Annotated in this window: 18 protein-coding genes; 7 read left to right on the top strand and 11 right to left on the bottom strand. The window is 73.5% G+C overall.

Translation table 11 applies throughout. The features are described 5' to 3' along the window. The first annotated feature begins 29 nt into the window (after window positions 1–29). A complete protein-coding gene (locus AB0C73_RS31665) occupies window positions 30–1,037 on the top strand; it encodes a DUF3533 domain-containing protein (protein WP_362536822.1) in 1,008 nt (335 codons plus the stop codon). A gap of 76 nt (window positions 1,038–1,113) precedes the next feature. On the opposite strand, the gene adhE is transcribed toward AB0C73_RS31665, so the two are convergent. The 5 genes from adhE to AB0C73_RS31640 all read right to left on the bottom strand — a co-directional run bounded on the left by adhE (window position 1,114) and on the right by AB0C73_RS31640 (window position 8,350). Further along, window positions 1,114–3,708: a bifunctional acetaldehyde-CoA/alcohol dehydrogenase gene (gene adhE, locus AB0C73_RS31660; protein ID WP_362536821.1), complete on the bottom strand. Its 2,595-nt coding sequence runs from the start codon at window positions 3,706–3,708 to the stop codon at window positions 1,114–1,116. Between the two features lie 197 nt (window positions 3,709–3,905). Further along, window positions 3,906–4,805 carry a S1 family peptidase gene (locus AB0C73_RS31655; RefSeq protein ID WP_362536820.1) on the bottom strand — a complete coding sequence of 300 codons (900 nt, stop codon included), beginning with the start codon at window positions 4,803–4,805 and terminating at the stop codon, window positions 3,906–3,908. A gap of 212 nt (window positions 4,806–5,017) precedes the next feature. Further along, window positions 5,018–5,872, bottom strand: a complete 855-nt coding sequence (locus AB0C73_RS31650) for a S1 family peptidase (protein WP_362536819.1) — start codon at window positions 5,870–5,872, stop codon at window positions 5,018–5,020. Window positions 5,873–6,255: 383 nt separating this feature from the next. Then, window positions 6,256–7,044: a DUF1684 domain-containing protein gene (locus tag AB0C73_RS31645; protein WP_362536818.1), complete on the bottom strand. Its 789-nt coding sequence runs from the start codon at window positions 7,042–7,044 to the stop codon at window positions 6,256–6,258. A gap of 55 nt (window positions 7,045–7,099) precedes the next feature. After that, window positions 7,100–8,350, bottom strand: coding sequence for a DUF5685 family protein (locus AB0C73_RS31640; RefSeq protein ID WP_362536817.1), 1,251 nt, complete (start codon window positions 8,348–8,350; stop codon window positions 7,100–7,102). A gap of 318 nt (window positions 8,351–8,668) precedes the next feature. Here AB0C73_RS31640 and sepF point away from each other — a divergent pair, with 318 nt between their 5' ends. Next, window positions 8,669–9,094, top strand: a complete 426-nt coding sequence (gene sepF / locus AB0C73_RS31635; protein WP_362536816.1) for a cell division protein SepF — start codon at window positions 8,669–8,671, stop codon at window positions 9,092–9,094. A gap of 109 nt (window positions 9,095–9,203) precedes the next feature. On the opposite strand, the gene AB0C73_RS31630 is transcribed toward sepF, so the two are convergent. Beyond that, window positions 9,204–10,925, bottom strand: a complete 1,722-nt coding sequence (locus AB0C73_RS31630) for an MFS transporter (RefSeq protein WP_362536815.1) — start codon at window positions 10,923–10,925, stop codon at window positions 9,204–9,206. Between the two features lie 437 nt (window positions 10,926–11,362). Between AB0C73_RS31630 and AB0C73_RS31625 the strand changes: the two genes are divergently transcribed. Then, window positions 11,363–12,388, top strand: a complete 1,026-nt coding sequence (locus AB0C73_RS31625) for a phosphatase PAP2 family protein (protein ID WP_362536814.1) — start codon at window positions 11,363–11,365, stop codon at window positions 12,386–12,388. Window positions 12,389–12,522: 134 nt separating this feature from the next. Here the strand turns inward: AB0C73_RS31625 and AB0C73_RS31620 are convergent, their stop codons facing one another. Next, window positions 12,523–12,726: an I78 family peptidase inhibitor gene (locus AB0C73_RS31620; RefSeq protein ID WP_362536813.1), complete on the bottom strand. Its 204-nt coding sequence runs from the start codon at window positions 12,724–12,726 to the stop codon at window positions 12,523–12,525. 360 nt (window positions 12,727–13,086) lie between these two features. Here AB0C73_RS31620 and ctaD point away from each other — a divergent pair, with 360 nt between their 5' ends. Then, a complete protein-coding gene (gene ctaD / locus AB0C73_RS31615) occupies window positions 13,087–14,802 on the top strand; it encodes a cytochrome c oxidase subunit I (protein ID WP_362536812.1) in 1,716 nt (571 codons plus the stop codon). 34 nt (window positions 14,803–14,836) lie between these two features. On the opposite strand, the gene AB0C73_RS31610 is transcribed toward ctaD, so the two are convergent. The 3 genes from AB0C73_RS31610 to AB0C73_RS31600 all read right to left on the bottom strand — a co-directional run bounded on the left by AB0C73_RS31610 (window position 14,837) and on the right by AB0C73_RS31600 (window position 17,976). Beyond that, complete coding sequence (locus AB0C73_RS31610; protein WP_362536811.1) at window positions 14,837–16,117, bottom strand: glycosyltransferase; 1,281 nt, start codon at window positions 16,115–16,117, stop codon at window positions 14,837–14,839. Between the two features lie 70 nt (window positions 16,118–16,187). Continuing rightward, window positions 16,188–17,474, bottom strand: a complete 1,287-nt coding sequence (locus AB0C73_RS31605) for an ABC transporter substrate-binding protein (RefSeq protein ID WP_362536870.1) — start codon at window positions 17,472–17,474, stop codon at window positions 16,188–16,190. A 7-nt stretch (window positions 17,475–17,481) separates the two neighbouring features. Beyond that, window positions 17,482–17,976 carry a hypothetical protein gene (locus tag AB0C73_RS31600; protein WP_362536810.1) on the bottom strand — a complete coding sequence of 165 codons (495 nt, stop codon included), beginning with the start codon at window positions 17,974–17,976 and terminating at the stop codon, window positions 17,482–17,484. Between the two features lie 109 nt (window positions 17,977–18,085). Here AB0C73_RS31600 and AB0C73_RS31595 point away from each other — a divergent pair, with 109 nt between their 5' ends. Genes AB0C73_RS31595 through AB0C73_RS31585 form a run of 3 tightly spaced genes read left to right on the top strand, consistent with a single transcriptional unit; the run spans window position 18,086 to window position 22,400 of the window. Continuing rightward, window positions 18,086–18,547, top strand: a complete 462-nt coding sequence (locus AB0C73_RS31595; RefSeq protein ID WP_362536809.1) for a hypothetical protein — start codon at window positions 18,086–18,088, stop codon at window positions 18,545–18,547. Next, the gene (locus AB0C73_RS31590) at window positions 18,535–21,756 is read left to right on the top strand and encodes an ATP-binding cassette domain-containing protein (RefSeq protein WP_362536808.1); all 3,222 of its coding nucleotides are present in this window, start codon (window positions 18,535–18,537) and stop codon (window positions 21,754–21,756) included. Before AB0C73_RS31595 ends, AB0C73_RS31590 begins: the two co-directional genes overlap by 13 nt. Then, window positions 21,753–22,400, top strand: coding sequence for an ATP-binding cassette domain-containing protein (locus AB0C73_RS31585; RefSeq protein WP_362536807.1), 648 nt, complete (start codon window positions 21,753–21,755; stop codon window positions 22,398–22,400). The genes AB0C73_RS31590 and AB0C73_RS31585 overlap by 4 nt, the downstream gene beginning before the upstream one ends. Before the next feature lie 8 nt (window positions 22,401–22,408). On the opposite strand, the gene AB0C73_RS31580 is transcribed toward AB0C73_RS31585, so the two are convergent. Continuing rightward, window positions 22,409–22,969: a transglycosylase family protein gene (locus tag AB0C73_RS31580; protein WP_362536806.1), complete on the bottom strand. Its 561-nt coding sequence runs from the start codon at window positions 22,967–22,969 to the stop codon at window positions 22,409–22,411. Between the last annotated feature and the right edge of the window lie 150 nt (window positions 22,970–23,119).

Below are 23,119 nucleotides of genomic sequence, written 5' to 3'. Positions count from 1 at the left end.
AAACACCGGTGTCACCCGAGCGTGGGGGCATGAGCCTCGTCGACGAACTGAAGAGCGCCGTCACTCCCCGAGCAGCCCTGCTGGTCGTCGGCGTCTTCGCCCTCCAGCTCCTGTTCATCGCCTCGTACGTCGGGGCCCTGCACAACCCCAAGCCGACGGACGTGCCCTTCGGCGTGGTCGCCCCGCAGCAGGTCTCCACCGTCCTCATGGGACGCCTGGAGCAGCTGCCCGGCGACCCGCTCGACCCGCGGACGGTCGCGGACGCGGACGCGGCCCGGGACCAGATCATGAACCGGGACATCGACGGGGCCCTGATCGTCGACCCGCGGGGCCGCACCGACACCCTGCTCGTCGCCTCCGGCGGCGGCACGGTGCTCTCCGCCGCCCTGGAGAAGATGTTCACCCAGGTGGAGGCGGCCAACCGGCGCACCATCCGGACCGTCGACGTGGCCCCGGCCTCCCCGCAGGACTTCGACGGGCTGTCCGCCTTCTACCTGGTGGTCGGCTGGTGCGTCGGCGGCTACATCTGCGCCGCGATCCTGGCCATCAGCACGGGCGCCCGGCCCGCCAACCCGCACCGGGCGGTCATCCGGCTCGGGACGCTCGCGCTCTACGCGGCCCTCGGCGGCCTCGGCGGCGCGATCATCGTCGGCCCGATCCTCGGCGCGCTGCCCGGCAGCGTGGCCGCGCTGTGGGGCCTGGGCACCCTGGTGGTCTTCGCGGTCGGCGCCGCCACCCTCGCCCTCCAGTCCGTCTTCGGGATCGTCGGCATCGGCCTGGCGATCCTGCTGATCGTCGTCGCGGGCAATCCCAGCGCGGGCGGCGCCTTCCCGCTGCCGATGCTGCCGCCGTTCTGGAAGGCGATCGGCCCGGCCCTGCCACCGGGCGCGGGCACCTGGGCGGCGCGCTCGATCGCGTACTTCAAGGGCAACGACATGACCGGGGCGATGCTGGTCCTGTCCGCCTGGGCGGTCGTGGGCACGGCGGTCACCCTGGTGATGTCCTCGCTGAAGCGACAGCCGGAGGCGGAGGCGTGACTCCGCACCGGACGTACGGCGAGGCCCCCACCGGCGGTGGGGGCCTCGTTGTATGTCCGGAACCGTCCGGGACGGCCTACTTCCCGTAGTACGCCCGGGTCATCAGCTCCTTCATCTCGTCGATCATCGGCATCCGCGGGTTGGCGGGCGCGCACTGGTCGGCGTACGCGTTCATCGCCTGCTGCGGCAGGGCGGCCAGGAAGGCCTCCTCGTCGACGCCCGCCGCCCGGAAGGAGGCGGGGATGCCGCACCGGTCGCGCAGCTCCTCCACCGCCCGGGCGTAGGACTCCACGCCCTCGGCCGGGGTCGCGGCCGGCAGGCCGAGCATCCGGGCGATCTCCTGGTAGCGCTCGGGGGCCCGGTAGACCTCGGCCTTGGGCCACGGCACGGCCTTGTGGGTGACGGTGCCGTTGTGCCGGATCACATGCGGCAGGAGCAGGGCGTTGGTGCGTCCGTGGGCGACGTGGAAGGTGTTGCCGAGGGTGTGGGCCATGGCGTGCACCAGGCCGAGGAAGGCGTTGGCGAAGGCCATGCCGGCGATGGTGGACGCGTTGTGCATCCGCTCGCGGGCCTCGGGCGCCTTCGCGCCCTCCGTCACACAGGTCTCCAGGTTCTCGAAGATCAGCCGGATGGCCTGGAGGCACTGGCCGTCGGTGAAGTCGTTGGCGTAGGCGGAGACATACGCCTCGGTGGCGTGGGTCAGGGCGTCGAAGCCGGAGTCGGCGGTGACCGTCGGCGGCAGGTGCAGCGGCAGCAGCGGGTCGACGATGGCGACGTCCGGGGTGAGCGCGTAGTCGGCGAGCGGGTACTTCTGGGCGGCCGCCGGGTCGGAGATGACGGCGAAGGGGGTGACCTCGCTGCCGGTGCCGGAGGTCGTCGGGATCGCGACCAGCCTCGCCTTCTCGCCGAGCTTGGGGAAGGCGTAGGCGCGCTTGCGGATGTCGAAGAACTTCTCCTTGGTGTCCGCGAACTCGACCTCGGGCCGCTCGTACATCAGCCACATGATCTTCGCCGCGTCCATCGGCGAGCCGCCGCCGAGGGCCACGATGGTGTCCGGCCCGAAGTCCCGCATGGCGGCGGCACCGGCCCGGACGGTGGCGAGCTCCGGGTTGGGCTCGACGTTGTCGATGATCTGGATCGCGACCGGCTCGGGGCGCCCGCCCAGGATGTCGGTGATCTTCCGTACGAAGCCGAGGGCGCCCATGGTCTTGTCGGTGACGATCGTGACCCGCTTCAGGCCCTCCATGTCGCCGAGGTAGCGGATGGCGTGGCGCTCGAAGTAGATCTTCGGCGGGATCTTGTACCACTGCATGTTGGTGTTGCGCCGTCCGATCCGCTTGATGTTGATCAGGTTGACCGCGGAGACGTTGTCGCTGACGGAGTTGTGTCCGTACGAGCCGCAGCCGAGGGTCAGCGAGGGCAGGAAGGCGTTGTAGACGTCGCCGATGCCGCCGAAGGTGGACGGGGCGTTGACGATGACCCGGATCGCCCGGACCCGCCGGCCGAACTCCTCGGCGAGCGCCTCGTCCTCGGTGTGGATGGCGGCGCTGTGCCCCAGACCGTGGAACTCGACCATCCGTGCGGCCAGTTCGAGGCCCTCCTCGGTGGATCCCGCCCTGAGGGCGGCGAGCACCGGGGAGAGCTTCTCTCGGGTGAGCGGCTCGTTCTCGCCGACCTCGGCGCACTCGGCGATCAGCACCGAGGTGCCCTCGGGGACCTCGAAGCCGGCCTGTTCCGCGATCCACACCGGGGACCTGCCGACGACGTCCGCGTTGAGCTTCGCGCCGGCGCAGTCCGCGCCGTGGGCGGTGGCGCCGAAGAGGTACTCCTCCAGCTTGGTCTTCTCGGCGGCGGTGACGACATGGGCGCCGAGCCGCCGGAACTCGGCGATGCCCTCCTCGTACACCTCCGTGTCGAGGATCACGGCCTGCTCGGAGGCGCAGATCATGCCGTGGTCGAAGGCCTTGGAGAGGGTGATGTCGTGGATCGCGCGGCGCAGCCTGGCGTCCTTGGCGACATAGGCGGGGACGTTTCCGGCGCCGACGCCGAGGGCGGGCTTGCCGCACGAATAGGCGGCGCGGACCATCGCGTTGCCGCCGGTGGCGAGGATGGTGGAGACGCCCTCGTGGCGCATGAGGAGCCCGGTGGCCGCCATCGACGGCTCCTCGATCCACTGCACGCAGTCGGCGGGCGCGCCGGCCGCGACGGCGGCGTCGCGCACGATCCGGGCGGCCTCGGCGGAACAGCGCTGGGCGGAGGGGTGGAAGGCGAAGACGATGGGGTTACGGGTCTTCAGGGCGATCAGCGCCTTGAAGACGGTGGTCGAGGTGGGGTTGGTGACGGGGGTCATCGCGCAGACGACGCCGACGGGTTCGGCGATCTCGGTGATGCCGTTCAGCTCGTCGCGGCGGATCACACCGGCCGTCCGCAGCCCGGCCATCGAGTGGGTGACGTGCTCGCAGGCGAAGAGGTTCTTGACCGCCTTGTCCTCGAAGAGGCCGCGGCCGGTCTCCTCGACGGCAAGGCGCGCGAGTTCCCCGTGCGCCGCGAGGGCGGCGAGCGAGGCCTTCTTCACGACGTGGTCGACCTGTTCCTGGTCGAACGTCCCGAACTCCGCGAGCGCCGTGAGCGCCCGTTCGACGAGTCCGTCCACCATCCGTGCCGCGTCCATGACGGCGTCTCCTTCCGGATCCCTTCCCCGTTGTCTCGCACTTCCATTCGACACCCGGGGGTGGTGGGGCGGCGCCGGGGAAAGACCTGAGGACGAGGGGCGAAGGTCCTGGAAACGACCGGCCCTCCGGTCACCGCGGAAGCGGTGGCCGGAGGGCCGTAAGACCTGCGGAGGCTACGGGATGGACGGCTACGGGATCAGTAGACGTTCACGCCGTACGCGCTCAGCGCCTCCGTCACGGGCTGGAAGAACGTGGTGCCGCCCGAGGTGCAGTTGCCGCTGCCGCCGGAGGTGAGGCCGATGGCGCGGCTGCCGGAGTAGAGCGGGCCGCCGGAGTCGCCGGGCTCGGCGCAGACGTTGGTCTGGATCATGCCGTAGACGATGTCGCCGCCGCCGTAGTTCACCGTGGCGTTGAGGCCGGTGACCGTACCGCTGTGGATGCCGGTGGTGGAGCCGCGGCGGGTGACGGACATGCCGACGGTGGCGTTGGCGGCGCTGGTGATGTCGACGCTGCCGACCGTGCCGGACTTGGTGATCGAGGTGTTGGTGTAGCGCACGATCCCGTAGTCGTTGGTCGGGAAGCTCGACCCCGCCGTGCTGCCGAGGACGGTGCTGTGGGAGGAGTTGGACCACCAGGTGCCGGCGCCGTCGGTGCAGTGACCGGCGGTCAGGAAGTAGTAGTTGCCGGCGCTGTCCTTGACATTGAAGCCGAGCGAGCAGCGCCAGCTGCTCGCGTAGATGGCGTCGCCGCCGGAGATCAGCTTGTTGAACTTCCCGGCGGTGCGCTCGATGCGCAGGGCGCCGGCGTTGTCACCGGCCTGGCGCTTGATCTTGGCGATCTCCGCCTGGGACACGGTGGAGTCGACGGTGACGACCACCTTCCCGGTGGCGGCGTCGGTGCGCCAGGCGGTGCCGGCGACGTCGGCGGCCAGGACGGCGTCACCGGCGGCGGACAGCTGGGTGGCGCTGAAGGTGCCGGCCGACGCGGCGGAGTCGGCGCTGGCGGTGGGGACGGCGATCGCCGCCGCGGCGACCAGACCGGTCGCGATGGCGAGCATCCGGACCGTTCTCGTGGGGGTGGTGCGCGTGGTCCTCACTTCTCATTCCTCCAGAGGGGAATATCGGGGGTCCGCCGTGGGGTGACGGGCCCGTGAGGCGCGGCCTTGGGGGGCCTGCGCTGTGGGGGAGTCTCAAGCCGCACGGATTTCGGCCGCAAGGGCGGCTTTCGGCCGTGCGACTTTCAACCAACCAGCCGGGCAAGGGAGTTGCTCGATACAGGGCCAGGTGGCTCGGTACGGGGCCGGGTGGCTCAGTACAGGCTGACCTTGTACTTGGCGAGCGCCTCGGGCACCGGCTGGAAGAACGTGGTGCCGCCGGTCGAGCAGTTGCCGCTGCCGCCGGAGGTGATGCCGAGCGCCTTGGTGCCGTCGTAGAGGGCACCGCCCGAGTCGCCGGGCTCGGCGCAGACATTGGTCTGGATCATGCCCCGCACGGTGCCGCCGCCGGAGTAGTGGACGGTGGCGTCGAGGCCGGTGACGGTGCCGCTGCGGGTGCCCGTGGTGGAGCCGGAGCGCTTGACGGACTCGCCCACGTACGCGTCGGCCGCGGTGAAGCCGCCGGTGTGGCTCAGCGAGGTGTTGTCGTAGCGCACCAGGGCGTAGTCGTTGCCGGGGAAGCTGGAGCCGGTGGTCGGACCGATCAGCGTGGACTGGGCCGAGTTGGCGTACCAGGTGTTCACGACGTTGCCGCAGTGACCGGCGGTGAGGAAGTAGTAGGTGCTGCCGCTGCGGACGTTGAAGCCGAGGGAACAGCGGTAGCCGTTGCCGTAGATGGCGTCGCCGGCGGCGAGCAGGGGCTTGAACACGCCGGAGGTTCTCTCGACGCGCAGCGCGGTGGCGTCGGCCCCGGCCTGGTGCTTGATCTTGGCGATCTGCGCCTCGGAGACCGTGGAGTCGGCGGTGACGACGACCCGGCCTGCGGCCTTGTCGACGTACCAGGCGGTGCCGCCGACGTCCGCCTTCAGAACGGCGGCGTCGGCACGGGCGAGCGCCTGGGCGCTCGCGGGTCCGGGCGTGGGGGCGGCCTGGGCGCCGGGAAGGCCGAGGGCGGTGGCCGCCGTTGCGGCGGCGACGACGGCGAGCAGCCGGATGCGCGTGGTCCTCACTGTTCTCCTTCGGGTCACGAGCGGAGGGACCCGTGGGTGGCGGGTCCATGAGGCACCGTCAGGTGACGTGTTCCTGACATGCACCGCGAGCGATACTGACCCACCGATCCGGAACGCACAAGACCGCCCGCGCGCCCGGTCTACGCGCGTGGGCGGCGCGGGGTGGCGGGGCGGCGGGCGGGGTGCGGCCCGCGCCACCCGTCGGCGCCCGGCCGCCGGGCGGCGGGCTGCAGGTGACCGGCGACGCGCCGGGACCGAGTCGCGGCCGACCGGCGACGCACGGAGCTGCCGAGCCGCAGGCGGCAAGCGGCGGGCGGTGCGTCCGGCCGCCCGGCCCACCGCCCCCTGCGGGATCGCGGGCGGATCGGACCCCCGACCCGGCGTCAGCTCCCCGCTACCCGCCGCTCGCCCGCCGCGATCTCCGTGGCGAGCGTGTTGCCCGGGGGCGGGAAGGGGCAGATGAAGTGCGGCGCGAACGCGCACGGTGGCAGCAGGGTGCGGTTGAAGTCCACCGTCACCGAGCCGTCCGCCGCCGGGGCGGGCGGGCGGAGGAAGCGGAAGCGGTAGCTGTCCTTGCCGCTGGTGGCGTCGGCGAAGACCGCCCACAGCGTGCCGTCGGCCTCGACCGCGACCTGGAGGCTGTGGTCGGTGCCGTCGAGGTCGAAGACCAGCTCGCCGGCGAGCCCGAGGCCGCGTTCCCGGCCGTCCGCGTTCTCCACCCGGACGCTGCGGGCCTCGGCGTACGGGCGGAAGACCCCCGGCCGTACCCATTTCTCGTCGTACGGCGTGGCCTCGATGCCCCGGAAGGCGCGCCGCGCCGCCGACTCCGGGTCGAAGTCCCGTACCGCCCATTCGCCCTCGCGGCGTAGCACCACCAGGCGCCGCCCGTCGGACTCGGCCCGGGACTCGTGGATCGGGGCGTGGTCGGCGGTCAGCCGGACCGTGCCGATCAGCGGCGCCCCGTCGACCGTGATCGCGTCCTCGGCGCCCGCGGTGAGGACGACCTCGTCGCCGTCCGCCCGCCACTCCCCCGGAACGGCCGGAATTCGCCCCTCGGGAAAGTCCGAGAGCCAGTAGGTGCCAGTCAGCGAGAGCGGTCCGTACGACGAGGCGACGGCGGCCGTGCGCTGTTCGTGCCAGTGCTGCCAGTCCTGTGATGCATCCGTGCTCATGGTCAGTCACCATTCCACAGCCCGGAGGGGCGGGCCGAGGAAGGCACGCGCCCCCTCAGCAGTCGCAGCCGCAGTCGCATCCGTCGCAGCAGCACCCGTCACCGCAGCAGCCGCAGCCGTCCGAGCAGTTGCTGCAGCAGTCACAGCAGTCGCAGCAGCTGCCGGGGTCGTTGCACAGCGCCTCGCGACGCTGACGGCTCCACGGGTCCTCGTAGGTGCCGCAGCACATCTGGCAGGTGCAGGCCAGGCCGAGCCAGACGGCGCAGCCGGCCAGCGTGCCGCGGCGGTTCGGCGGCTCCGGCGGCAGCGGGCCGCCGCCGGGCCCGCCGGGGCCGGGGTGCCAGGGACCCGAAGCGGGGTCGGCGTACGGGTTGCCGGGCACGGGCACATGCGGCGGCTGCCCCCCGCCCTGAGCACTGTGCGTCGCGCCATGCGTCGCGCAGCCGGCCCCCGTGGTGGCGAAGGCCCGGTCGACGGAGACCCGCAGCTCGTGCGCGAGCAGCACATGGGCCAGATGCCCGTCGGTGAACTCGGCGTCCTTCAGGGCGAGGCGTATGCCGTGCAGGGCGTCGTCGGCGAGCCGGCGGGCCTCCTCGCGGGAGGTGCCGGTCGCGGTGAGCGGGTTCCAGGCGCCGCTCGCGTCGTCGGCGGTCTGGTCCTCGACGGCGTCCAGGAGATGGGCGAGCCGGCCGAAGAGCCTGCCGGCCTCGGCGAGCGGTTCCGCGTTGCCGGGGCGGCCGGCGAGGACCGCGGTGTGCGCGAAGGCGGCCGCGGTCGCGGTCTCGGTCGGCTCGGTGACGGTGAGCAGCGAGGTGCCGGGACCGGCCAGGGCCTCCAGGCCGGTCTGCCGGTCGACGGCGTCGACCAGGACGGCGGTGTCGAAGCCGAGTTCCCGGCCGGTGCGGGCGCCGGCCCGGTCCCAGGAGCGGGCGACCCGGCGGGCCGCGGCGGCGACCGGCCGGCGGGCGAGCAGCCCGTCCCGGTCGGCGACATGGTCGCGGATCTTCGCGGAGGCGAGCACCAGGGAGACGGCGGCGGCGAGCCGCGCGCCCTCGCCGCGCGCGACGGGCGCGGTCCGCATGGCGCGCAGCGGGCAGGGACCCGCGGTGCGCCGGCCGGTCTCGGTCCGGCCGGTCTGAGCCTCCGTCAGAACCGAGACGATCAGACCGTCGTAGTTGGTGACGACCCGGGCGAACTGCCCGTGGTCGGCGCGAAGTGCCAGGCAGAGGCCGCAGAGATGGGCCATCCACTCGGTCTTCAGATGTTCGGTGAGACGATGCGCGCAGGGTCTGACGATTCCGAACAAGACACTCCCCCGTGGACCGGCGCGTGGGCTCCGCGCGACTGCGTCGGGCATCGTACCCAGCCGGCGCGTTCACCCGTACGCCCCGGTCGTCACCCTTCTGGCCCGACTTTCATATTTTAAGTTGCACGCCCCCGTCCGACCCCCTGTCAGCCCCCGCATACCGCAAGATCCCTGACGAATCGCCAGATTTCGACCCTCACGTTCTGCACCAGTACCGTCACGAATCCCCTGCGCGCCGACTATCCACTTGGCGCGCGATCCGCATCATGGACGACGATAGGGATTGCGGAACCACTGACCGCGCGAAAGGAGGCGTCCATGGGATCGGTGCGCAAGGCCAGTGCCTGGCTGGGACTCGTCGAGGACAACGACGAGCGTTACTACGACGACGAGTACGCCGACGGTGCCGAGGGCAACGACGCCTGGGTGACGGACCCGCGGGTGCGGGTGGCGTCCGACACGGCGCAGGACCACGGCCGTCGGATCGCGACCGTCTCACCCGACGGGTTCCGGGACGCCCGGGGCATCGGCGAGCTGTTCCGGGACGGCGTCCCGGTGATCGTGAACCTGACCGCGATGGAGCCGAACGACGCCAAGCGCGTGGTCGACTTCGCCGCCGGTCTGGCCTTCGGCCTGCGCGGCTCGATCGAGCGCGTGGCGACCCGGGTCTTCCTGCTGACCCCGGCCGACACGGAGATCGTCACCGGCGGCCGCTCGCAGACCGGGTTCTTCAACCAGTCCTGAAGCAGTCCCGAAGTCCGAAGTCCCGAACCAGTCCTGAGCCGGTTCGGTCCGGTCCGGCCCCCGGCCCGTTCCGACCGTCAGCGACTCGGTCCGTCAGCGACTCCGACCGTCAGTGGCCCGGCGTTCCCGAGCCGGCCGGTTCGGCCCGGCCCCGCGTCGCGGGGACCCGTACGGCATCCGCGGCCCCGCCCCCCGTCCGCGGCTCACCGGCAGGTCCCGGCAACGCCCGGGCCGGCCCCCCGCCGTCCAGGGTGTCCGCCCTGTCCACCGCGTCCGCGAGCTTCGGGTCCACCGGCGGGCACTCCATCACCCGCGGCAGGCGCAGCGCCATCAGCGCGCCGACGAGCAGCAGCCCCGCGCTCACGAACAGCGTCACGTGCAGTCCGTTCACGAAGGCGTGCCGGGCCGCGCGGTGCAGGGCCTCGCCGGCCGTGCCGCCGAGCCGGGCGGCGACCTGGTAGGCCTCGCCGAGCGAGTTGGTGGCGGCCTTCGCCGCGTTCGCCGGCACCCCCGGCAGCCCGCTGAGCCCGGGTGCGTACGCCGCGTTCATCACGCTGCCGAGCAGCGCGGTGCCCATGCCGGCGCCGAGCTGGTACGAGGTCTCGCCGATCGCCGCGGCCCCGCCCGCGCTCTCCGGCGGGGCCTCGCTGAGCATCGACTCGTACGCCGAGAAGAGCGTGGTCTGCAGGCCGAAGCCGAGCAGCACGAAGCCGATGGTGAGCAGCAGCGGCCGGTCGTGCTGGCCCATGAGGACGAGCAGCAGCACCGCGGCGGCGGTCAGCAGGAAGCCCCAGCTGACCATCCGGCGCGGGCCGAGCCGGCGCAGGGTGTACGAGCCGGTGGCGCCGGCCGCCATCGCGGCGAAGGTCAGCGGCAGCAGCCGCAGGCCGGTCTCGACAGGGCTGAGGCCGAGGACCAGCTGGAGGTACTGGACGGCGATCAGCTGGAGACCGACCAGGGCCAGCATCGCGAGCACCACGCAGCCCACCGAGGTGGTGAAGGCCGGGCGGGCGAACAGCCGGATGTCTATCAGCGGGTACGGGCGCCGCTTCTGACGCCGTACGAAGAGGACGAGCAGTGCGGCGCCGAGCAGCAGCGGGCCGAGGGTGCCGAGGGCGAGCGGCGGGTCGCCTGCGCCGAGCCGCTTCACGCCGAGGACGACGCCGAGCACACCGGCCGCGGCCATCAGCGCGCCGAGCACGTCCCAGGGCCCGTCGGCGTCGCCCTTCGACTCGGGCAGCAGCAGCCGGCCGAGCGGCAGCATCAGCACCATCAGCGGAATGTTGATCAGGAAGACCGAGCCCCACCAGTAGTGCTCGACGAGGAAGCCGCCGAGCACCGGTCCGGTGGCGGCGCCGATCGCGGCGGTGGCCGTCCAGATGCCGATGGCGGTGGCCCGCTCGCGCCGGTCGGGGAAGACGGCGCGGAGCAGCGAGAGCGTCGCGGGCATGATCATCGCGCCGCCGACGCCGAGCAGCGCGCGGGCGCCGATCAGCACCTCGGGCACGGTGGCGAGCGCGGCGACCGCGGAGGCGAGGCCGAACAGCGCGTAACCGAGCAGCAGCACCCGTCTGCGGCCGACCCGGTCGCCCAGGGTGCCGAAGAGGATGAGCAGCGAGGCGCAGATCAGCGGATAGGCGTCGACGATCCACAGCAGCGCGGTGGAGCTGGGGCGCAGGTCCTCGGTGAGGGAGGGGACGGCGACGTGCAGCACGGTCGAGTCGAGCGCGACGAGCAGCAGGCTGACGCAGAGGACGACGAGGACGACCCAGCGGTTGGCACCACCGCCGGCGGTGCGGAGACGTGCTCCGGCCGTGTTCGTCCGCGCCATGTACGTACCTCCCAGTGAAGCCCTCGCGCTCGGCGGGCACCGGCCGGGGAGCGGTCCCGGGACGGCCCGGCATCGACGGGCGAGTGAATCGCCAGCGTACGCGAGTTCAAGGCCCGATCACGTGGTGCAGCTCTCACCCCGGCGACCGCGGGGGTGTGGCGTACGCCACTCCGGACGGACCGCGCGCCGGCCGGAGAAGGGCCGGCGGACGGGCGGTTTCCGGGGGTAATTCGGCACTCGGGGGCGTTCGGGGAATTCCGCCGTGCCCTCGGACAGGCTTACGGAAACACCGGTCCGGAAAAAGTGAGGGAGGTCATCGGATTTTCCGACGGGTGACACGAACAAACGCCCGGACGAGAGCGACTCCACATCACATCGTCATCACGAAGGCACGGGAACGACCAAGGTCGCTACTCACTCCCTGTAACGTCGATTGGGTGCGTACCGACATCTTTGCCCGGCTGGACCGGGAGCCGGAACCGCCGAAGATAGAGGTCCCGCGGATGACCCGCACGCGTCTCGCCCTCTTCGGCGGGACGCTGGCGTTCTATCTGGCCATCGTCGTCGCCGTACTACTGTCGACCTGGCTGGTCACCCTCGACTGGAAGATCATGCTCTTCCGCCCCTACCAGCAGTGGCAGAGGCTGCACGCCTTCCTCGACTACTACGTCGTCCTCGGCCAGCGCGGTCCGACGGCCGTCATGGTGGCGGCGTGGCTGGGCTGGCGCTCCTGGCGCCAGCACACGCTGCGACCGCTGCTGTGCCTCGGCGCCGCGCTGCTGCTCCTCAACGCGACCGTCGGCGCGGTCAAACTCGGACTCGGCCGGCTCGGCCCCCACTACGCGACGCAGGTCGGCTCCGCCGAGCTGTTCGCGGGCGGCGACATATTCCCGTCCGGGCACACCGCGAACGCGGTCGTGACCTGGGGCATCCTGGCCTATCTGGCGACCACGCCGAGGGCCCGCCGCTATCTGTCCGCGCTGTCGGCGGTGGTCGCGCTCGGCGTCGGCCTCACCACGGTGTATCTGGGGACGCACTGGCTGAGCGATGTGCTGCTCGGCTGGGCCGCCGGCCTGGTGGTCCTGCTCGCGCTGCCCTGGTGCGAGCCGGTGCTCGCGGTGGCGGAGGCCTGGATCCTGGGCGTGCGCGACCGGCTGCGCGAGCAGCTGCGGTCCCGCCGGCGCCTGGTGCCGTCGCTGCCGGTGGCGAGCGGAGGCCCGCTGCCGGGCCTGTTCCCGCAGCGCCCGGCCGGGGCGGAGGAGCCGGTCCGCGAGGCCGTCGGCGCCGGCTCCGGCCGCGGTCCGGCCGCCCGGAGCGGTACGGCGCGGGCCGGGCAGCCGCTGGCGGCGCCCCGGACCCACGCGGCCCACGGCACGCATCACGCGGTACGGGCGGAGCGCAGCCCGGTCGGTCCGGCCGGCAGCCGCCGGCCGCCGCACTCGCGGCCCGTGACGGGCGGCTGAGCCGCCGGAAGCACCGTACGTACGCGGGAGGGCCCCGGCCGATGACCGGCCGGGGCCCTCCCGCATACCCCCGGAGCCCGCCCCCGGAGCCCGCCCCCGAGCCCGCCCCGCCGGACCGCTCCCGGCCGTGCTGCTCAGCCGAGCCAGACGCGCGTCACGACGCCGTCCGTGACCTCGAAGTTGATGCGCCCCTCCAGGTACTCCATGGTGATGATCGAGCCCGGCGGAAGGGCGCGGACGACGCGCCAGCCCCGGCTCCTGGCCAGCCGTTCGGCGGCCTCCTCGGCAAGCCCCAGATACGTTTCGGCGGCGTGATCGCGTGCGCGTTCGGGTGTCATACAGCTCACGTTAGTACCCTGCCGGTCACACTTGTGTCACAGGTTCTCGACATGAGTTCGATGTAAACGAGCCGTGCGGCAACAGCGGTTTCCGGCCGTTTCGCGGGTAATTCACGGCCTGTTCCACCGCTCTCGCCCAACTCCCCCGCCGACATCCGGAAAGCGCTTCCCGAATTCCGTACCCGCTTGCCCCGACCGGTAATTCGGCCGCGGTCGGGCCGGGCCGCGGCCGGGGCCCTCCGAGCCGCTGTGCCCCCGGCATTCACGATTTCCCCGCATCCCGTCCACGCCGTCCGCCGACCTGACGACCCGCCGGGCCGCCTCCCCCGCTGCCCGCCCGGACCGGGTCATCATCCGGGGATGGGTACCGAGACCGAGACCGCGGCCGCCGAAGCGCCGCGGCAGCGGCATGGCCGGGTGCTGATCGACTGGGTCACCACCACCGACCACAAGAAGATCGGCCACCTCTATCTGGCGACCTCGTTCGTCTTCTTCCTGATCGCCGGGGTGCTCGCGATGCTGATGCGCGCCGAGCTGGCCAGGCCGGGACTCCAGGTGCTGTCGAACCTGGGGTACAACCAGGCCTTCACGCTGCACGGCACGATCATGCTGCTGCTCTTCGCGACACCCACCTTCGCCGGTTTCGCGAACGAGCTGGTGCCGCTCCAGATCGGCGCCCCCGACGTCGCCTTCCCGCGGCTCAACATGTTCTCGTACTGGCTGTTCCTCTTCGGCGGCCTGCTGGTGGTCGGCTCCTTCCTCACCCCGGACGGTCCCCCCGCCTTCGGCTGGACCGCGTACGCGCCGCTCAACAGCCTGCTGCGGGCGCCGGGCATGGGCGTCGACCTGTGGATCGTCGGGCTCGCCTTCTCCGGCTTCGGCACCATCCTCGCCTCGGTGAACTTCCTGGCGACGATCATCGGGATGCGGGCCCCGGGCATGACGATGTTCCGGATGCCGATCTTCACCTGGAACATCCTCTTCACCACGATCCTGGTCCTGATGGCCTTTCCGGTGCTCGCGGCGACGCTGCTCGTCCTGGAGTCCGACCGGCGGCTCGGCTCGGTGGTCTTCCAGCCGCAGCACGGCGGGGCGCTGCTGTGGCAGCACCTGTTCTGGTTCTTCGGGCACCCCGAGGTCTACATCATCGCCCTGCCGTTCTTCGGCATCGTCAGCGAGATCATCCCGGTCTTCGCGCGCAAGCCGGTCTTCGGCTATGTGACCCTGGTCGGCGCCACCATGGCCATCACCGGTCTGTCCATCGTGGTGTGGGCGCACCACATGTTCGTGACCGGCGCGGTGCTGCTGCCCTTCTTCTCGCTCCTCTCCTTCCTCATCGCCGTGCCGACCGGGGTGAAGTTCTTCAACTGGACCGGCACCATGCTGCGCGGCTCGCTGTCCTTCGAGACGCCGATGCTGTGGTCCACCGGCTTCCTGGTGACGTTCCTGTTCGGCGGTCTGACCGGGGTGATCCTGGCCTCGCCGCCACTGGACTTCCAGGTGACCGACTCGTACTTCGTGGTGGCGCACTTCCACTACACGGTCTTCGGCACGGTCGCCTTCGCGACCTTCGCCGGCTTCTATTTCTGGTGGCCCAAGATCACCGGGCGGATGCTCGACGAGCGGCTCGGCAGGGTGCACTTCTGGACCCTCTTCGTGGGCTTCCACACCACCTTCCTGGTCCAGCACTGGCTGGGCGCGGAGGGCATGCCGCGACGGTACGCCGACTATCTGGCCGCCGACGGCTTCACCGCGCTCAACACGGTGTCGACGATCGGCGCCTTCCTGCTCGGCCTCTCCACCCTCCCCTTCCTCTACAACGTGTGGCACACCTGGCGGTACGGCGAGAAGGTCGAGGTGGACGACCCCTGGGGGTATGGGCGGTCCCTGGAGTGGGCGACCTCCTGCCCACCGCCCCGGCACAACTTCACGTCGGTGCCCCGGATCCGCTCCGAGTCGCCCGCCTTCGACCTGCACCACCCCGAGTTCGCCGTCTACGAGCGGATGCGGATCACGAGTCCGCCGCCGGAGCGCCGCCCGGCCGGCCGCCGAGGGCCCGGGCCGGAAGGCCCCTGAGCGCCCGCGCCCGGGGCGTACCGGCCGGGCCCGCTCAGCGGAAGCGGCGGACCAGGGTTCCCGCCTTCGCCTTCGCCGTGTACACCGCGTCGATCGCCGCGCCCACCCCGCGGTGCACGCCGGCCCGCAGGGCGCCGTGGGTGCGCGGGCGTCCGGCGGTGCCGGACGCGGCCAGGTCGGACCAGATCGACTCGTGCCTCACGGCGGTACGGGCCGGGTCGAAGCGCTCGGACGCGACGAGGGCCGCCTTCGCCGCGCGGGCGCGGCCTTCGTCGTCGTTGATCAGGGCGAGCAGCGCGGCGGCCACCGCCGCGGTGTCGTCGACCGGGACGAGCCGTCCGTCCACCCCGTCCTCGATGATCTCGCCGGGGCCGTGCGGGCAGTCGGTGGAGACCACCGGCAGTCCGCAGCGCATCGCCTCGACGATGGTCATCCCGAAGGACTCGCGCCGCGAGGTGACCGCGGCGAGCGAGCCCTTGGCCCACTCCGGCTCCATGGGGTGGGCGGTGCCCATGAGGAAGACGTGCCCGCCGAGCCCGAGCCGCTCGATCTGCCGGGCCAGGGTCTTCTTCAGGTCGTCGACGGCGTCGCCGGTGCCGTAGATCCGCAGCTTCCAGTCGGGCCGGGCGGCGGCCACGTCCGCGAAGGCGTCGATCAGCAGGTCGTAGCGCTTGACCGCGGTGAGCCGGCCGGCCGCGACGACGACCTTCGCGGCGGGATCGGCGGGCGGCACGGCGGGCGCGGGCACGCTGTTGGGCACGGCGTCGATCCGTACGCCGGGCAGCGCGAGCGCGCGATAGGCGCGGGCGTCGGCCTCGGTGACCGTGGTGACGGCGTCCAGGAGCGCGTACGCGTGCCGGATGTCGCGCCGCAGCCGGAAGCCGTGCCCGTCCAGGGTCAGATGCTCCTGGCCGACGAGGACGGGGCCGCGCGGGGCCTGCCGGGCGAGCTGGACGTTGAGCCCCGGGCGGGTGGCGATCACCACGTCCGCCTCGACGGAGGCGAGATGCGCGCCGATCCGGGCGTCGGTGAGCGCGCTGTACTGCTTCCAGCGCCCGTCGCCGCGCGGGAAGACCCGGGCGGGGCGGTGGAAGTCGGGATGCTCCCCGTCGTACCCCGGGCTGTTCTTCCGGATGTCGACGAGATGACGCAGCGTCACCCCGTCCGGGACCCCGAGGATGGGTTCGTCGCGGTGGCGGAACACCGAGACGATCTCCACCTCGTGACGGTCCGCCAGCTCCGCGGCGAGCGTGAAGGTCGTCCTGATCGTGCCGCCGATGTGGTAGCCGTTGTGGAGCAGGAAAGAGATGCGCATCGTGCCGCCGGATCCCCCCTGGTCAGGTGGTGGATGGTCGGGGTGACTGTACTGCCAGGCGCACAGCTGTTCACGGGCGGTACCCCAACTGGGGGACGCTGGCGCAGTTCTTGTTCATGTCCCCCTGCGCGATCCAGCCGCTGCCGTCGTGCCAACGGGCCACGGACAGACAGTTGTCGTGGAACTTCGGCGGCTCGGCGAGATGTTCGAAGCGGACGGGCAGGAGCAGCCCCCGGGCGGTGTACGGCTCCGCCCGGTTGACGTACCTCTCGACGCAGGCCCTGGTCGGCCCGCCGGGCTCGCCGAGGCAGGACCTGGCCGCGTCGGTGAACCACATGGCCGCCGCCCAGCCCTCCAACTGCCACTGGGAGAGCGTCCGTTGCCCCCGCTGCCGCATGGCGTCGCGGAACTCGCGGACCGCCGGGAAGTCCTGGTCGTCGTAGTTGCGGCTGGAGCCGGTCACATAGAGCGCGGCCCGGCAGGCGGGCGAACCGGCGTAGTCGCGCGGCACCGTCGAGGACCAGTTCTGCACGTTCGTCACCTTGGCCGCGACCCGTACGCCCGAGGCCTGCATCGCCTCGCAGAGCCTCGCGTTGCCGTGGGTGTCCATCGCGTCGAAGACGACGTCGACCTTCTGCGCGCGCAGATCGGCCGCCACGGCACGGAAGTTGGGCAGCACGAAGTCGACCTGCTCGTCGACCACCCGGTACCCCTCGGCGCGCAGCCCGTCGGCGATCAGACGGGCGTACCCGGCGGAGGCGGCCTGGTTGTAGGAGACGACGGCGGCGGTGCGGGCGCCGAGATGGGACCTGAACCAGCGGTAGACCTCGGTCCCGCCGTACAGGACGCCGTTCCAGCCCGGCGCCTTGCCGGTGCGCGGGGCGGAGCTGCCGTAGATCCCGTAGAGGTGGGGGTAGGTGTCGTACGCGGGGGTGAGCGGCTGGCCGCCGATGTCGGGGACGCCGGCCGCGGAGACCCGTGGCGCGCCCGCGTAGTCGAGGGCGGTGGTGGCGACCAGGGCGAAGACCTTGCGCTCGTCGACGAGCCGGTGCACGCACGCGTTGTTGCCGACGCCGCTGCCGCCGTCGTCGCAGGTGAGCACCTCGATCCGGCGCCCGTCGAGGCCGCCGCGGGCGTTCAGGGCGGCGAAGTAGGCGAGGGCGCCGTCGCGCGGGCCGGTGAAGGTGTCGCCGCCGACCGGGCTGGTGGCGCTGGTGATGATGCCGACGCGGAGCGGCTCACCGCCGGAGGGGTTGGCGGTGGGCCGCGTCTCGAAGGCGCGCTCGGGGAGCCGGCTGCCGCAGCCCGCCGCGGTGAGCGCGGCGAGCCCGGTGAGCCCGGCGACGAGCAGCGCCAGGGCCTTCTCAGCAGCCCGGGACGGTCGCACCGCTGGCCTGGACGAGGCCGCAGAGCGTCTGCACGGAGACCTTCCAGGTGTCGTTCTGGAGGACGGAGGTGCCCTTGGCGTCCGGCAGCGCGGTGTTGCCGGCAACGAGCAGGTCGTAGGTGACGTTCGCGCCGGTGGGCGAGGTGAAGTCGATGCTCTTGACCTTGACGGAGGTCTGGCCGGCGGTCTTGTCGCCGGCGAAGGCGGCGAGGACCGGAGCCATCTGCTCACCGTTCTCCAGGAGCTTGATCCGCTCGGCGGTCGGCGTCTTCGGGTCGAAGAAGGCGGTCCAGTTCTTGGTGATCTCCGCCTTGGCGGCCGACGGGTCCAGCGGCTGGTCCGTCATCGCGGGCGAGGTGGTCGGGGTGACCTGCTGGGAGCCGGAGCCGCCGTCGTCCGAGCAGGCGGCGACCGGCGTGAGGACGAGGACCGCCGCGGCGGCGAAGGCGGCCGCGCGTCGCTTGATAACCATCTGGCTCACCACCTGTCGATTCCAGGGTGGGCCGATCCCGGGCATAGCGCAAGGAAGAGAATTAAAGAGAACATAAAGGGTGAAGTGGTCTGCGAGGAGGGAGGCTCCCGTGGCGTCGATCCGGCGCCCGACGTCCGCGGCACGCCCGACGTCCGCTGCGCGGCTGCTGCTGTGGGGCGGGCTCGTGGCGGCCACCGGCGGGGCGGTGCTGTGCGTCGTCGGCTGGTACGGGATCTCCGGCGAGCGCTTCGCCGAACGCCAGCTGCCCTACCTGGCGTCCTGCACGGTACCGGGGGCGGCGCTGATCGTGGCCGGCGCGGTGCTTGTCGTGGGGGCGGTGCTGCTCGGCCCGCCGGCCGCGGAGGAGAGCCCGATGGCGGAGGCGGAGCCGGAAGGGGCCGGGGATGCGCCCGTGGCGGCGCCCTCGTCCGAGGACCCGCCGCTGCGGGTCCCCGGCGGGACCCTGGCCCACCGTCCGGACTGCCCGCTGGTGGCGGGCCGCCCCGAGGCGGTCCCGGTGGGGGACGCGGACCTCGACCCCTGCCCGGTGTGTGAGCCGTGGCCTCGCTGACGTACGACCTCGTCCTCGCCGGCCTCGCGGTCGGCAGCGCGGCGGCGCTCACCGGCATCGGCCTGATCGTCACCTACCGGGCCACCGGCGTGCTCAACCTGGCGCACGGCGCGATCGCGATGGTCTGCGCGTACGTGCTGCGCCAGCTGGTGGTGGAGTGGGGCTGGCCGCTGCCGGCCGGGGCGCTCGTGACGCTGCTCGTGGTGGCGCCCGGCATCGGCCTGGTCCTCGACCGGCTGGTGTTCCGCCCGCTGGCGCTCGCCGGCGCGGGGCCGGCGCAGACGCTGGTGGCGTCGATCGGTGTGTTCGTGCTGCTCGTCGGCGCGGCGGCGCTGGTGTGGGGCGGCGGCGCGCGGGACGACGCGCCGGTGCTGCTCGGCGACGACCCGTGGGCGCAGCTCGCGGCGGCCGTGGCGCTTGCCTGCATGGTGGGGGCGGTGACCCGGTGGACCCGGTTCGGGCGGGAGCTGCGGGCCGTGGTCGACAACCGTCCGCTCGCCGTCCTCTCCGGCATCCCCGCGGACCGGGTGTCGGCGGTGGGCTGGGCCTTCGGCTCGTTCACGGCCGGGCTCACGGGCGTGCTGCTCGCGCCGTACGTGCGCCTCGACCCGTACGGGATGCCGCTCCTGGTCGTCGAGGTCATCGCGGTCGCGGTGGTGGCGCGGATGCGGAGCCTGCCGGTGGCGGTGCTGACCGCGCTGGCGCTCGGCGTGGCGCAGGCGCAGCTCACCCGGCTGCACCCGGCCGGCTGGGCGGGCGAACTGCTCCAGGCGGTCGGGGCGAACCTGTTCGTGGTGGCGCTGCTCGTCGCCGCGCTGGTCCTGCCGGGGGTCGGCGACACGGACGCGCTGCCGCCGCCGCGGGCCGCGCCACGCGTGCCCGTACCGGTGTGGCTGGTGACCGCGGTGCTGCTCCTGCTGCCGCTGGGCTTCGCGGGCGAGGACCTGTCGACGGCGGTGCAGGTGCCGGCGCTCGCGGTGATCCTGCTTTCGCTGGTCGTGGTCGCCGGGCGGGGCGGCCAGATCGCCCTCGGGCAGGCGGCGTACGCGGGGCTCGGCGCCCTGTTCACGGCCCTGCTCTCGGCGGCGGGCCTGCCGGTGCCGGTCGCGCTCGGTGCGGCCGTGCTGTGCGTGGCGCCGCTCGGGCTGCTGACCGGCTGGCCCGCGATCCGCCGCCACGGCCTTGCGCTCGCCCTGGCGACGCTCGCCGTCGGGGTGGCGGTGAGCCGCTTCGTCTTCGCCCAGCCGTACGCCACGGCGGGCGTCACCGTCGACCGCCCGGCCGGCTTCTCCGACGACCGCGCCTATTACGCCCTGGAGCTGCTCGTCCTCGCCGCGTGCCTCCTCCTGGTCGCCGCCCTCCGCCGCGGCCGCACCGGCCGCGCCCTGGCGGCCCTCCGCGACCACGAGCCCGGCGCGGAGGCCGCCGGCGTCCCGGTCGCCGCCCTCAAACTCCTCGCCTTCACCCTCGGCGCCGCCCTCGCCGCCCTCGGCGGCGCCCTCCTGTCCATGTCCGTCCGCGCCTTCGACCCCGACGCCTTCGACCCGGTCCGCGGCCTCCTCTGGTTCGCCGCCGTCCTCACCCTCGGCGCCGACACCCTCCTCACCCCCCTGGCCGCCGCCACCCTCTTGGTCTCCCTCGACGCGGGCACCCACGCGGGTGTGGCGGTCGCCCTGATCGGCCTCCTCGCAGCCCTGACGGGCCGGGTGCCGCCCCTGCTGCCCTGGCTGCTGCGCGGCCCGGGCGCCCCGGCTTCTCGCGGGGCCGCGCCTGGACCTGGGCGAGGTCCGGGGGCGCGCCGGCTCGCACGGCCGGGACGGACGGCGCCGGGGCGGGGACCGGACGTGCGGGCCGCCCCCGGTACGGCCGGGGGCCGGGGGCCGGGACCGGCGGCCGTGCGGGGCACCCCGGGCACAGCCGGGAGCTGGTCGCGGCCACCGCCGGTGGAGCCTGCCGAACCGGCGGGCCAGGCGCCGCCGGTCGGCGCCGACGGGTCGACGGCCCTGGCCACTGGGGCTCCGCCCCACCCGGCGACCGGCGGCAGCACCGCCTCCGCCGCCCACACCCCTCGCCGGTCCACGCCCGCTGACGCGTCGCCGACGACACGGGCCACCCCGGCGCCCACAGCACCACCGGAACAGCAGACGCCGCCGACCCACCCCGACACCGACCCGACCCCGGACCTCCCGGCCGAGTCCCCGACGCCCGGCGGCGGGCCGAAGCCGGGGGCCGAACGGCCCACGCCGAGGGCGGAACCGGCGGACACCCCACCACCCACCCCAACACCCGGTCGCGGTGCGCCATCGGGCCCTGTCAGCCCAGCCCCGGTCCTGCCTGCGGACGCCACGACGCACCCACCCACTCCGCGCCCCGCGACCGCGCCAACGGCGGAGCCGGCCGGCGGCCTGCCGTCGAGGCCGGGGCGGCGGCCCGCGGCGGCGGGTGGGCCGACCGGCCACCTCTCGCCGACGCCGCCCGGCCCGGCGACGCCTGCGCGCACCGCCCAACGGCCCGCGGCCGCCGACGGCGGCACGCCACCCAAGGGCACCATGGCCGGAGGCCAAGAGGCCCCGCCCGCGCGGCTCGTCGCGCAGCACGTCCGGCTCGTTCATCCCGGGGGGACCGTCGCGCTGGACGGGATCGATCTCGTCGTGCGCGGCGGCTGCGTCACCGCCGTCGTGGGGGCCAACGGGGCCGGGAAGAGCACGTTGTTCGACTGTCTGGCGGGGGCCGCGAGGCCCACGGCGGGGCGGGTGCTCCTGGACGGGGTCGACGTCACGCGGAAGGCGGCGCATGTGCGGCAGCGGCTCGGGGTCGGGCGGACGTTCCAGCAGCTCGCCGTGTTTCCGTCGCTGTCCGTAGAGGAGAACGTCCGGGTAGGGGGGCCGGGGGCCGAGCAGGCGCTGCGGCTGACGGGGCTCGCCGGGGCGGTACGGCACCGGGCCGCGGCCGGGCTGCCCACCGGGACGCTGCGGCGGGTCGAACTGGCCCGGGCGCTCGCGGGGCGGCCGCACACGCTGCTCCTGGACGAGCCCGCCGCCGGTCTCGACACGAAGGAGGCGGAGGCACTCGCCCGGATCCTCGCCGCGCTCGCCGCCGACGGCCTCGCCGTCCTGGTGGTCGAGCACGACCCGGACCTCGTCGCCGGCATCGCCCGTACCGTCCACACCATGGAAGCCGGCCGCATCGTCTCCGGAGGCGACCCATGAGCGTCGAGATCGGCCTGCGCGCCGCCCGGGTCCGCTACGGGCCGCTCGAAGCCCTCCACGGCCTCGACCTCGCGCTGCCCGCCGGCACCGTCACCGTGCTCCTCGGCCGCAACGGCTCCGGCCGCAGCACCGCCCTGCGCGCGCTCGCCGGGACCGTGCCGCTGAGCGGCGGGCTGGTGGTGTGGCGGGGCGCGGACGTCACGCGGGTGCCGGCGCACGCGCGGGCGCGCCGCGGGCTCTGCTTCGTACCGGATCTGCGGGCGGTGTACGCGACGCTCACGGTCGCCGAGAACCTGGACCTGGCCGCGCCCGGCCGCCGGGGCGAGGCGCTCGCCGCGTACCCGGAGCTGGCGCCGCTGCTCGGCCACCGCGCCGCGACGCTGTCCGGCGGCGAGCGCCGCATGCTCGCGCTGACCCGCGCGGTCTGCTCGACCGCCCGGGTCGTCCTCGTCGACGAGCCGTCCCTCGGCCTTTCGGCGGCCGTGGCCTCCCGTACGTACGGGCTCCTCGCCGCCCTCGCCGCGCCGCCCCGCCGCTCGGCGGTCGTGCTCGCCGAGCAGCGCGTCCCGGCCGGTCTGCCGCCGGGCTCCCTCGCGTACGAGCTGCGCCGCGGCTCCCTCGCCGACGCCCGGGAGATCACATGATCGTGCGCTCAGGGGAGGCGCAGCATCGCGCCCACCATCAGCCGGTTCGGGTCCGCCCCGATCACCGCGCGGTTCGCCGCGTACAGCGCCTGCCAGCCGCCCTTGACGCCGAAGCGGCGGGCGATCGAGCTGAGGGTGTCACCACGCTGTACGACATGGGCGCGGCCGCTCAGCCCGTACCGCTTCGAGCAGACCGGCCACGCGCCCCAGCCCTGCACCCGCAGCACGGCCTCGGCGACCGTGATCTGCTGCGCGCGGGTCGCGAGGTCGGCGCGCCGGGCGTAGCGGCGGCCGCCGAACTCGTCCCAGGTGGGCTGCCAGAACTGCAGCCCGCCGTAGAAGCCGTTGCCGGTGTTGGCGTGCCAGTCCCCGCTGCTCTCGCACTGGGCGACACAGCCCCACGGCCACTGGTCCTTGACGCACGCCTCGACGGGCGTGGGGGCGCCGGGCGTGGCGGCGGACGCCTGGGCCGCCTGCGCCGGGGCCGCCGGGACCACTGGGGACACCGGGGACAGCAGCGCGGCGGCCGCCAGTACGGCGCCGGCCGTCCAATATCGGATCTTCGACATCGGGGCAGGCTAGGCAGCCGTTTCGAACGCCCGGCCCGTGCCGCGCGGAACACCGTTCACATGCCACCCGGTCGGCGGCACGCCACGCGCCGCCTGCCATGCCGCCTGCCGTGGGCCTGCCGCGCGCCTGGCGTCGGGGCCGGAGCGCCA

Origin of the sequence: Streptomyces sp. NPDC048623 (assembly GCF_040650755.1) — a bacterium.
Lineage (GTDB): Bacteria > Actinomycetota > Actinomycetes > Streptomycetales > Streptomycetaceae > Streptomyces.
The sequence above is the reverse complement of the archived record's forward strand: the minus strand, read 5'-3'. Positions and strand labels throughout refer to the sequence as shown.

What these genes read in the sequence shown, in the direction of transcription:
- AB0C73_RS31645 (WP_362536818.1), bottom strand. Translation starts at nt 7,044, where the DNA reads ATGAGCACGGATGCATCACAGGACTGGCAGCACTGGCACGAACAGCGC.
- AB0C73_RS31620 (WP_362536813.1), bottom strand. Translation starts at nt 12,726, where the DNA reads ATGACACCCGAACGCGCACGCGATCACGCCGCCGAAACGTATCTGGGG.
- AB0C73_RS31610 (WP_362536811.1), bottom strand. Translation starts at nt 16,117, where the DNA reads ATGCGCATCTCTTTCCTGCTCCACAACGGCTACCACATCGGCGGCACG.
- AB0C73_RS31585 (WP_362536807.1), top strand. Translation starts at nt 21,753, where the DNA reads ATGAGCGTCGAGATCGGCCTGCGCGCCGCCCGGGTCCGCTACGGGCCG.
- adhE (WP_362536821.1), bottom strand. Translation starts at nt 3,708, where the DNA reads ATGGACGCGGCACGGATGGTGGACGGACTCGTCGAACGGGCGCTCACG.
- ctaD (WP_362536812.1), top strand. Translation starts at nt 13,087, where the DNA reads ATGGGTACCGAGACCGAGACCGCGGCCGCCGAAGCGCCGCGGCAGCGG.
- AB0C73_RS31665 (WP_362536822.1), top strand. Translation starts at nt 30, where the DNA reads ATGAGCCTCGTCGACGAACTGAAGAGCGCCGTCACTCCCCGAGCAGCC.
- AB0C73_RS31630 (WP_362536815.1), bottom strand. Translation starts at nt 10,925, where the DNA reads ATGGCGCGGACGAACACGGCCGGAGCACGTCTCCGCACCGCCGGCGGT.
- AB0C73_RS31580 (WP_362536806.1), bottom strand. Translation starts at nt 22,969, where the DNA reads ATGTCGAAGATCCGATATTGGACGGCCGGCGCCGTACTGGCGGCCGCC.
- sepF (WP_362536816.1), top strand. Translation starts at nt 8,669, where the DNA reads ATGGGATCGGTGCGCAAGGCCAGTGCCTGGCTGGGACTCGTCGAGGAC.
- AB0C73_RS31600 (WP_362536810.1), bottom strand. Translation starts at nt 17,976, where the DNA reads ATGGTTATCAAGCGACGCGCGGCCGCCTTCGCCGCCGCGGCGGTCCTC.